We start from the raw sequence: 3,382 nt of genomic DNA, 5'->3' as shown, positions 1-3,382 counted from the left end.
GCCCGGCTAAAGCACTACCGGGCTGTGGCATCTCGGTTCGACAAACTCAAGAGAAATTACGAAAGCGTCGTGGCCATGGCCTGTGCCTTTCTCTGGTTACCCATGTGAAACGGCAACAGACCCTAGCGATCACTGAGGAAATCGCACGTGACTGCGCTGTAGTGCTTGAGCAGCGAGTCGATCTCATTAATGCCATGCTTGATGAGCTGATTCAGCGTGGCTATGAGCTTCCGGCTTATTCGACGCTCAACAACATCGCAGAAACCGCTTTGGCGAGTGCTCAGGAAGTTACCTTCAACCTGATCGTGCTCCGAGCGCCAATCGAGGTGATCTACAAGCTAAAGGAGCTGCTCGACACGGATTTCGGGCGTCGGCAGAGTGACTTCAACGCACTCAAGCAGGCACCCAAGAAGCCTTCCCGCAAGCACCTGGAGGTGTTGATCGACCACCTGGCGTGGTTAGAGAGCTTCGGAGATCTGGATGCCATTCTTGAGGGGGTCGTCGATGCTAAGATCCGCCACTTCGCCACCCAAGCCGCCGCGTCGGACGTCGCCGAGCTGAAGGACTGCTCGCTGCCGAAACGCTACACACTGATGCTGGCCTTGATCTATCGGATGCGGGTGCGAACTCGGGATCACCTGGCCGAGATGTTCATCCGACGGATTTCGACGATCCACAAACGCGCCAAGGAGGAGTTGGAGCAAATCCAGGCGCGGCAACGCCAGAAGCTGGAGCAACTGGCGGCCACCCTGGATGGCGTGGTGCAGATTCTTGTTCAGGAACCGGATGACCAGGAGGCTGGCAGTCTGATCCGGGAATTCCTCTCTCCCGATGGCAACCTGGATCGGTTGCGCGAGACTTGCGCCGAAGTCCAGGCTACGGGCGGTAACAACTACCTGCCGCTGATCTGGAAGCACTTCAAGTCCCATCGCTCGCTGTTGTTCCGTCTGAGCCACCTTCTTCAACTGGAACCCACGACTCAGGATCGCTCACTTATCCAGGCGCTTCAGCTCATCCAGGACAGCGAAAATCTACACCGCGAGTGGATCGACGAGCATGTCGACTTGTCGTTTGCGTCGGAGCGCTGGGTTAAGGTCGTGCGTCGTCCTGCCAGTGAAGGGCCACCTACCAACCGGCGCTATCTGGAAGTCTGCGTGTTCTCTTACCTGGCCAGTGAGCTGCGCTCGGGTGATATGTGCGTGCTGGGGTCGGAATCTTTCGCCGACTACCGTAAGCAGTTGCTGCCCTGGGAAGAATGTTTCCATCGTCTACCGGCCTACTGCGAAAAGGTGGGGCTGCCTGGCACGGCGAAGGAGTTTGTCGCCTCCCTCAAGATTCAGCTGGAGGAAACCGCGCAGCATCTGGATGAAAAATTCCCTTCTTGCCGAGGTGACGTATCGATCAATGAAGCCGGCGAACCGGTGCTACGCCGAGTGATAGCGCGGGACATCCCGCCTTCGGCCATCTCGCTACAGACGGCGCTTATGCAGCGCATGCCGGCCAGGCACGTGCTCGACATCATGGCCAACATTGAGCATTGGATTCAGTTCACTCGGCATTTCGGGCCGATGTCCGGCAACGAGCCAAAGCTCAAAGAACCGGCCGAGCGCTACCTGATGACGATCTTCGCCATGGGCTGCAACCTTGGCCCCAACCAGGCCGCACGGCATCTGGCCGGTAATGTCACGCCGCACATGCTGTCCTATACGAATCGCCGCCATCTCTCGCTTGAGAAGTTAGACAAGGCTAACCGCGAGCTGGTGGAACTCTATCTGCAACTTGACCTGCCCAAGCTCTGGGGCGATGGCAAGGCGGTGGCCGCGGACGGTACGCAGTTCGACTTCTATGACGACAATCTGCTGGCCGGCTACCACTTCCGCTATCGCAAGATGGGGGCCGTGGCGTACCGACACGTGGCCAATAACTACATCGCGGTGTTCCAGCACTTCATCCCGCCTGGTATCTGGGAGGCAATCTATGTGATTGAGGGGTTGCTCAAGGTCGACCTCAGCGTCGAACCCGATACGGTGTACTCTGACACCCAGGGCCAGTCGGCCACGGTGTTCGCCTTCACTCATCTGCTGGGCATCAATCTGATGCCGCGTATCCGCAACTGGCGCGACCTGGTGATGTGCCGGCCAGATCGCGGCGTTTCGTATAAACACATCAACCGTCTGTTCACCGACACCGCCGACTGGCACCTGATCGAAACCCACTGGCAGGATCTGATGCAGGTCGCGTTGTCAATCCAGGCCGGCAAGATTTCCTCACCTATGCTGCTGCGCAAACTTGGCTCCTACAGTCGGCGCAACAAGCTCTATCATGCCGCGCAAGCGCTGGGCAGCGTGATCCGGACGATCTTCCTACTCAACTGGATCGGCAGCCGCGAGTTGCGCCAGGAAGTCACCGCCAACACCAATAAGATCGAGTCCTACAACGGCTTCTCTAAGTGGCTGTCCTTTGGCGGTGACGTGATCGCCGAAAACGATCCGGACGAGCAACAGAAACGCCTGCGCTACAACGACATGGTGGCCTCGTCGGTGATCCTGCAGAACACCGTGGACATGATGCGCATCCTGCAGAAGCTCGCCCGTGATGGCTGGCAGTTCACTGACGACGACGTATCGTTTCTCAGCCCCTACCTAACCAGCAATGTCAAACGTTTTGGGGAGTTCAACCTGAAACTCAAACGCCCACCGGAACCCTGGATCAAGGATTCCATTTTCCAGCAGGCTGCGGGATCAATGCGTGCGAAACAGATGTCTGACAGCAACGTTGAGGTGACGAACTGATGCATATCCCGCCAGCTTCGTTCCGCGTGACACCTTATGGGGACGTCGATACCAAGGTACTCGACTCTCTGCGTGCAAGCTACGACACCGCTCAGTTGCTCAACTTGGTCGACCGGCTGGATGCCTGCCTTGCTGAAATCGGAGGGGTCGGCAGCATTCGAGAAGACTTCCTACGCCTGCATGGCATGGCCATGACGGTACTGGAAGGTTTCCCCCTCACTGTGGCTACCAGTGATGTCGACAGTATTTGGGCGCAGGCGATGGCCCTTCAAGAGGATATTTCTGCTTTATGTTCATGCTTGCAGGCGGGTTCTAAACACGTTGCTCCTTTGGCAGCGCTTGCTCCTGACTATCAGGACTAGACTATTCGTGCAAATGGGCTGCCGGCAGACTGAATACAATGGAGGTGCAGAGTAAAACTGATGCTGCAGGACTGACGAGTAACTCTATAGCATCGCTGTACTGAATCACCCCGGGTTTCGTGGAGGCCTCAACTCTTGAGAAGATGAGGCCATGAGAAAGACTACTACCTACTCCCCTGAAGTCCGTGAGCGTGCTGTGCGCATGGTTCTGGAACACCTGAACGACTA

The 3,382-nt window shown here is 57.1% G+C and carries 2 protein-coding genes and 2 pseudogenes; 3 read left to right on the top strand and 1 reads right to left on the bottom strand.

Annotated features, from left to right (window positions below; translation table 11 throughout):
• The 3 genes and pseudogenes from G7020_RS23595 to tnpC all read left to right on the top strand — a co-directional run.
• A pseudogene (locus G7020_RS23595) lies at positions 1-108 on the top strand (IS5/IS1182 family transposase); the annotation flags it as partial.
• Positions 109-152: 44 nt separating this feature from the next.
• Positions 153-2,792, top strand: a pseudogene (locus tag G7020_RS23590) (Tn3 family transposase); the annotation flags it as partial.
• On the top strand, positions 2,792-3,154 hold the full coding sequence (gene tnpC / locus G7020_RS23585) for a Tn3 family transposase post-transcriptional regulator TnpC (protein ID WP_017849612.1): 363 nt from the start codon (positions 2,792-2,794) through the stop codon (positions 3,152-3,154). The pseudogene G7020_RS23590 and the gene tnpC, both read left to right, overlap by 1 nt.
• A 1-nt stretch (position 3,155) precedes the next feature.
• Here the strand turns inward: tnpC and G7020_RS23945 are convergent.
• The coding region (locus tag G7020_RS23945) for a hypothetical protein (RefSeq protein ID WP_219852821.1) at positions 3,156-3,382 on the bottom strand (227 nt) is incomplete at its 5' end.

It is taken from the genome of Stutzerimonas stutzeri, from assembly GCF_013522825.1.
Taxonomy (GTDB): Bacteria; Pseudomonadota; Gammaproteobacteria; order Pseudomonadales; family Pseudomonadaceae; genus Stutzerimonas; species Stutzerimonas stutzeri_AK.
This window is presented reverse-complemented; position numbering and strand designations above follow the sequence as displayed.